This is a genomic window from Escherichia sp. XD33 (assembly GCF_019375075.1).
In the GTDB taxonomy this organism is placed as follows: Bacteria; Pseudomonadota; Gammaproteobacteria; order Enterobacterales; family Enterobacteriaceae; genus Enterobacter; species Enterobacter flexneri_A.
The window spans coordinates 23812-30549 of the sequence record NZ_JAENDM010000048.1 but is presented as its reverse complement, the minus strand read 5'-3'; the positions used below and the strand labels follow the sequence as shown (position 1 = coordinate 30549).

Below are 6738 nucleotides of genomic sequence, written 5' to 3'. Positions count from 1 at the left end.
GTAGGTGGACCAGTTGGTGATTCTGAACTTTTGCTTTGCCACGGAATGGTCTGTGTTGTCGGGAGGATGCGTGATCTGATCCTTCAACTCAGCAAAAGTTCGATTTATTCAACAAAGCCTATCCTGACGCGGAGTTAGTGGGGCGTTCGGAAGAGTAAATCCGCAAGCCTTCATCGCATCGACAAAACTATTTCCTTTGGCATCACAGATATTCCGCACGTCGTCAGGATTCGCCAGCCCAAAAATATTTTTACTGCCCCAGAAGACATACGGGAAGCGGCTGCCTTCTTCTTCTGCCATCGCCACCACTTCGACCGTACGTAGCGGCGCGCCGTATTGCGTTTTCAGCCAGTCAATTGCCAGCCACGCCGCCAGCGCGCCGAATTGCCCGTCAAGGTTACCGCCGTTAACCGCGGTATCGATATGCGAACCGCTCAGAACCACTTCCTGTGGATATTCGGTGCCATTCAGGCGACCGTATAAATTCCCCACTTCATCGAAACGTGTTTCCAGCCCGCTTGCTGCCATTCTTTTTTTAAATTGCTGCTGGGTTTCCAGCCATTCCGGCGAATAAAGTAAACGGGTCATCCCACCCGCTGGGTCAGCGCCAAAAGAGGAAAGCCAGGGCAGCGTTTCTTCTATAGCTTGACGGAAATGTGTAATCATAAGAAAGTCCTGTCTCAATAATTATTGCGCAAAGGGATTTTTCGTTTCGTATGACGTGTTATAAAGCGCGTCGGAAATTAAATACTGGTAAATATCATCAACAATTTCGATGCCTTCGACGGCGGCTTTGCGTTGTTTAATATCCTGATCCTGTCCGGGATAATAAACCTGATTAAAACCGGGCGCGGGGGTAATGGCATTTAATTCGCGCATGGTCTGGCTAAGATGTTGACGGAATAATTCGCTGGAGGAGAAAAAGTTCGGATTAATAACTATATGTAATTGCCCCAAATTACGCCCTGCGTGTAAATCGTCATACATCGAACTAACCTGTCGCCCGAACGGTAAGCCGAGTAAGACGCCTGAGAGGACGTCAATCATCATCATCAGGCCATACCCTTTTGGCCCGGCGGCGGGGAGCAGAGCATGTACCGCGAACGGATCGGTTGTTGGTACACCGTTTTTATCGACCGCCCAGGTATCCGGGATAGACATATTACGCGAGCGGGCGTCGAGCACTTTTCCCCATGCCTGTACGGTAGTCGCCATATCAAAGGTAAGGATCTCGTCGCCTTCTCCCGGCGCGGCAAAGGCCAGGGGGTTAGTACCGTAGTAAATTTCCGCGCCGCCAAACGGCACCACCATTGGATCGGACTGGCACATCGAAATGCCAATGAATCCGGCGCGGGCTGCCTGCTGCACAAAATAAGAGATTGCGCCGCTGTGACCCATCCGGCTGATACCGACCACCGCAACGCCATTTTGCTGGGCGGTTTTGATGGCATGTTCCATACCCATTTTCGCCGCGACCTGTCCGGCGGCATTGTCGGCATGTAAAATTGCCGAGCACGGCCCGGTTTCCTCAAGACGAAACTCCGGTTCGCGGTTGGTGCCGCCTTTTGAAATGCGTTCCGCGTAGTATTCCACGCGCACCGCGCCATGAGAGTGGATCCCTCTGGCATCGGCGTAAACCAATACTTCAGCCACGGTTGCAGCGTGCTCACGTTTTAACCCAGCCTGGCAGAGTTTATTCTCAATTAGCTGGTGGAGTGTTTCCCGACTGATTTTCATCTGTCTTCCTTTTTAACGACGGTGTGAAGCATGACTGCAATTAACATACAGGGAAAATATCTGGATTATGTGATCCAGACAGGCAAGAAAATATAGTTAGAATTTATTTGATAATCCGCTCACTTTTAACCTGATTTTTAAAACAACCACGCTTATTAAAAAATAATGAGTAATAGCCTGGCGGTTATTTGAATTCTTTTGTTAATAATTCCTGTGTGATATTCATCACCTTATTTACTCGTTGTCATCGATACCGTAATCGCCACATTAACACTGCTCGTGCAATTGCCATGGGTGCAATTTTTAAGGAGTTGTTATGATCCACGCCTTTATTAAAAAAGGGTGTTTTCAGGATTCGGTCAGTTTAATGATTATTTCACGAAAACTCAGCGAATCAGAAAATGTTGATGATGTTTCCGTAATGATGGGTACGCCCGCCAATAAAGCGTTATTAGATACCACAGGTTTCTGGCATGACGATTTTAATAACGCCACGCCGAACGATATTTGCGTGGCAATTCGTAGCGAAGCGGCGGATGCGGGGATCGCGCAGGCGATTATGCAGCAGCTTGAAGAGGCGCTAAAACAACTGGCGCAGGGGTCAGGCAGCAGCCAGGCGTTGACGCAGGTGCGTCGCTGGGACAGTGCCTGTCAGAAATTACCCGACGCCAGTCTGGCGCTGATTTCAGTGGCTGGCGAGTATGCGGCGGAGCTGGCGAACCAGGCGCTGGATCGCAACCTCAACGTGATGATGTTCTCCGATAACGTCACGCTGGAAGATGAAATCCAACTTAAAAGCCGCGCGCGGGAAAAAGGCTTGCTGGTGATGGGGCCGGACTGCGGTACGTCGATGATTGCCGGCACGCCGCTGGCTTTTGCTAACGTGATGCCGGAAGGCAATATTGGCGTCATTGGCGCTTCCGGTACCGGGATTCAGGAACTGTGTTCGCAGATTGCGCTGGCAGGGGAGGGAATTACTCACGCGATTGGCCTTGGCGGGCGCGACCTCAGCCGTGAAGTGGGCGGCATCAGTGCGCTGACGGCGCTGGAAATGCTCAGTGCAGACGAGAAAAGCGAAGTGCTGGCATTTGTTTCAAAACCGCCTGCCGAAGCTGTGCGTCTGAAAATTGTTAATGCCATGAAAGCAACCGGCAAACCGACGGTGGCGCTGTTTTTAGGTTATACCCCGGCGGTGGCCCGCGACGAGAATGTCTGGTTTGCCTCCTCGCTGGATGAGGCCGCACGCCTGGCTTGCCTGCTTTCACGCGTTACGGCGCGACGTAACGCGATAACGCCTGCCAGCAGCGGATTTATTTGCGGTTTGTATACCGGCGGTACCCTGGCTGCCGAAGCGGCGGGATTACTTGCTGGACACCTTGGCGTGGAAGCCGACGATACCCATCATCACGGCATGATGCTCGACGCCGATGGTCACCAGATTATTGACCTCGGCGATGATTTCTACACCGTCGGGCGTCCCCATCCGATGATCGACCCAGCCTTACGCAATCAGTTAATTGCCGATCTCGGCGCTAAACCGCAAGTGCGCGTATTGCTGCTTGATGTCGTGATTGGCTTCGGTGCGACCGCCGATCCTGCCGCCTCGCTGGTAAGCGCCTGGCAAAAAGCATGTGCCGCGCGTTCAGACAATCAACCACTGTATGCCATTGCCACGGTGACAGGCACTGAACGTGACCCGCAATGCCGCTCGCAGCAAATCGCCACGCTGGAAGATGCAGGGATCGCGGTAGTGAGTTCGCTGCCGGAAGCCACCTTGCTGGCGGCGGCACTGATTCGTCCGCTTTCGCCTGCCACTCAGCAACACACACCGTCATTACTGGAAAACGTCGCCGTGATTAACATCGGATTACGCAGCTTTGCGCTGGAGCTACAAAGCGCCAGCAAACCGGTTGTGCATTACCAATGGTCGCCAGTCGCCGGCGGCAATAAAAAACTGGCTCGTTTATTAGAACGTTTGCAATAAGGGGTTCCCATGTTTACATCAGTGGCGCAAGCCAATGCTGCGGTTATCGAACAAATTCGTCGCGCTCGTCCACACTGGCTGGATGTGCAACCGGCTTCTTCACTTATCAGCGAACTAAACGAGGGCAAAACACTGCTTCACGCCGGGCCGCCAATGCGCTGGCAGGAGATGACCGGACCCATGAAAGGGGCGTGCGTGGGCGCATGTCTGTTCGAAGGCTGGGCGAAAGATGAAGCGCAGGCGCTGGCAATACTGGAGCAGGGGGAAGTGAACTTCATTCCTTGTCACCATGTGAATGCCGTCGGTCCAATGGGCGGTATTACTTCTGCCAGTATGCCGATGCTGGTGGTTGAGAACGTGACCGACGGCAACCGGGCGTACTGCAACCTCAACGAAGGTATCGGCAAAGTGATGCGTTTTGGCGCTTACGGCGAAGATGTCCTGACTCGCCATCGCTGGATGCGCGATGTGTTAATGCCAGTATTAAGCGCGGCGCTGGGGCGCATGGAGCGCGGTATCGATCTCACGGCGATGATGGCGCAGGGCATTACGATGGGCGATGAGTTCCATCAACGCAATATTGCTTCCTCTGCACTGTTAATGCGTGCGCTGGCCCCACAAATTGCTCGCCTCGATCATGATAAACAGCACATCGCCGAAGTGATGGATTTCCTCAGCGTGACCGATCAGTTCTTCCTCAACCTCGCGATGGCTTACTGCAAGGCGGCGATGGATGCTGGCGCGATGATCCGCGCAGGCAGCATCGTCACGGCAATGACCCGCAACGGCAATATGTTCGGGATTCGGGTAAGCGGGCTGGGCGAACGCTGGTTTACTGCGCCTGTAAACACTCCGCAAGGTCTGTTTTTCACCGGCTTCTCGCAGGAGCAGGCGAACCCGGATATGGGCGATAGCGCGATTACCGAAACCTTTGGTATCGGAGGTGCGGCAATGATCGCAGCGCCTGGCGTAACGCGCTTTGTCGGTGCGGGTGGCATGGAAGCGGCCAGAGCGGTATCTGAAGAGATGGCGGAAATTTACCTTGAGCGCAATATGCAGTTGCAGATCCCAGGCTGGGATTTTCAGGGCGCGTGCCTGGGACTGGACATTCGTCGCGTGGTAGAAACCGGCATTACGCCACTCATCAATACCGGTATCGCCCATAAAGAGGCGGGGATCGGGCAGATTGGCGCAGGCACTGTGCGGGCACCGCTGGCGTGTTTTGAACAGGCGCTGGAAGCACTGGCTGAAAGCATGGGGATTGGTTGAGGAACGCGCAATGACGATCATCCATCCTCTGCTTGCCAGCCGTAGTGCACCGAATTATCGCCAGTCCTGGCGGTTAGCGGGAGTGTGGCGACGGGCGATTAACCTGATGACGGAAAGCGGCGAACTGTTAACGCTGCATCGTCAGGGTAGTGGTTTCGGCCCCGGAGGATGGATGCTTCGCCGTGCGCAATTCGATGCGTTATGCGGTGGATTATGCGGCAATGAACGACCACAGGTTGTGGCTCAAGGGATTCGCCTCAGGCGTTTCACGGTTAAACAGCCACAGCGTTATTGTTTGCTGCGTATTACGCCGCCTGCGCATCCTCAACCACTTGCAGCTGCATGGATGCAACGCGCGGAGGAAACCGGGCTTTTCGGGCCACTGGCGTTGGCGGCAAGCGATCCGCTGCCTGCTGAGTTACGCCAGTTTCGTCACTGTTTTCAGGCCGCGCTCAATGGCGTTAAGACCGACTGGCGGCACTGGCTGGGTAAAGGCCCCGGATTAACGCCGAGTCATGATGACACGCTGAGCGGAATGCTGCTGGCGGCCTGGTATTATGGCGCTTTAGATGCGCGCTCCGGTCGCCAGTTTTTTGCCTGTTCCGACAATCTGCAACTCGTTACCACAGCGGTGAGCGTCAGTTATTTACGTTATGCCGCGCAAGGATATTTCGCCTCGCCACTCCTGCACTTTGTTCATGCTCTGAGTTGCCCGAAACGTACCGCTGTTGCGATTGATTCGCTGCTGGCGCTGGGGCATACGTCAGGGGCAGATACACTGCTGGGGTTCTGGCTTGGTCAACAATTATTACAAGGAAAACCATGAAAACACTGGTTGTAGCTCTTGGGGGAAACGCCTTACTCCAGCGCGGTGAGGCGCTGACGGCAGAAAATCAATATCGCAATATCGCCAGTGCTGTACCCGCGCTGGCGCGCCTGGCCCGTTCTTATCGGCTGGCGATTGTTCACGGCAACGGGCCGCAGGTGGGGCTGCTGGCATTGCAGAATCTGGCGTGGAAAGAGGTAGAACCGTATCCGCTGGATGTGCTGGTGGCAGAAAGTCAGGGGATGATTGGCTATATGCTGGCGCAGAGTTTGAGCGCACAGCCGCAGATGCCGCCCGTGACGACGGTGCTGACGCGCATTGAGGTTTCGCCTGATGATCCGGCGTTTTTGCAGCCAGAGAAATTTATTGGTCCGGTTTATCAGCCAGAAGAACAAGAGGCACTGGAAGCGGCTTACGGCTGGCAGATGAAACGTGATGGTAAATATTTGCGCCGGGTGGTGGCGTCTCCGCAACCGCGTAAAATTCTCGACAGCGAAGCCATCGAGTTGTTGCTCAAAGAGGGGCATGTGGTGATTTGCAGTGGCGGCGGCGGTGTGCCTGTGACGGAAGATGGGGCAGGGAGTGAAGCGGTGATTGATAAAGATCTCGCTGCTGCGTTGCTCGCTGAGCAGATTAACGCCGATGGGCTGGTGATCCTCACTGATGCTGATGCGGTATATGAAAACTGGGGAACGCCGCAGCAACGCGCCATTCGCCATGCCACACCGGATGAGTTAGCGCCATTTGCCAAAGCCGATGGTTCGATGGGGCCGAAGGTAACGGCGGTGAGTGGTTATGTCAGAAGCCGTGGTAAACCCGCGTGGATTGGGGTGTTATCGCGAATTGAAGAGACGCTGGCGGGCGAAGCGGGGACCTGTATTTCGCTGTAGTCGTAGGCATTAGACATTTGTGCCTGATGCGA

The 6738-nt window shown here is 54.4% G+C and carries 6 protein-coding genes and 1 pseudogene; 4 read left to right on the top strand and 3 right to left on the bottom strand.

The features are described from left to right. The 3 genes and pseudogenes from K0778_RS27810 to allD form a co-directional block, all read right to left on the bottom strand. Nucleotides 1-87: hypothetical protein (locus K0778_RS27810; protein ID WP_227664762.1), on the bottom strand; the 87-nt coding region annotated here is incomplete at its 3' end. A 33-nt stretch (nt 88-120) separates the two neighbouring features. After that, nucleotides 121-666 (bottom strand): annotated as a pseudogene (locus K0778_RS20365) (hydantoinase/carbamoylase family amidase); the annotation flags it as partial. Nucleotides 667-687: 21 nt separating this feature from the next. Then, nucleotides 688-1737, bottom strand: a complete 1050-nt coding sequence (allD, locus tag K0778_RS20360) for an ureidoglycolate dehydrogenase (protein WP_000703900.1) — start codon at nt 1735-1737, stop codon at nt 688-690. Between the two features lie 316 nt (nt 1738-2053). Between allD and K0778_RS20355 the strand changes: the two genes are divergently transcribed. Genes K0778_RS20355 through K0778_RS20340 form a run of 4 tightly spaced genes read left to right on the top strand, consistent with a single transcriptional unit; the run spans nt 2054 to nt 6706 of the window. Continuing rightward, nucleotides 2054-3721 (top strand): acyl-CoA synthetase FdrA, encoded by a 1668-nt coding sequence (locus tag K0778_RS20355; RefSeq protein ID WP_000580840.1) that lies wholly within the window; start codon nt 2054-2056, stop codon nt 3719-3721. A gap of 9 nt (nt 3722-3730) precedes the next feature. Then, nucleotides 3731-4990 carry a DUF1116 domain-containing protein gene (locus tag K0778_RS20350; protein WP_000495365.1) on the top strand — a complete coding sequence of 420 codons (1260 nt, stop codon included), beginning with the start codon at nt 3731-3733 and terminating at the stop codon, nt 4988-4990. A 10-nt stretch (nt 4991-5000) separates the two neighbouring features. After that, on the top strand, nt 5001-5816 hold the full coding sequence (locus K0778_RS20345; protein ID WP_001469952.1) for a DUF2877 domain-containing protein: 816 nt from the start codon (nt 5001-5003) through the stop codon (nt 5814-5816). Then, nucleotides 5813-6706 carry a carbamate kinase gene (locus K0778_RS20340; protein ID WP_063084481.1) on the top strand — a complete coding sequence of 298 codons (894 nt, stop codon included), beginning with the start codon at nt 5813-5815 and terminating at the stop codon, nt 6704-6706. The genes K0778_RS20345 and K0778_RS20340 overlap by 4 nt, the downstream gene beginning before the upstream one ends. Nucleotides 6707-6738: the final 32 nt, after the last annotated feature.

Coding starts and splice junctions, on each gene's coding strand:
- allD (WP_000703900.1), bottom strand. CDS start 1,737: ATGAAAATCAGTCGGGAAACACTCCACCAGCTAATTGAGAATAAACTC.
- K0778_RS20355 (WP_000580840.1), top strand. CDS start 2,054: ATGATCCACGCCTTTATTAAAAAAGGGTGTTTTCAGGATTCGGTCAGT.
- K0778_RS20350 (WP_000495365.1), top strand. CDS start 3,731: ATGTTTACATCAGTGGCGCAAGCCAATGCTGCGGTTATCGAACAAATT.
- K0778_RS20345 (WP_001469952.1), top strand. CDS start 5,001: ATGACGATCATCCATCCTCTGCTTGCCAGCCGTAGTGCACCGAATTAT.
- K0778_RS20340 (WP_063084481.1), top strand. CDS start 5,813: ATGAAAACACTGGTTGTAGCTCTTGGGGGAAACGCCTTACTCCAGCGC.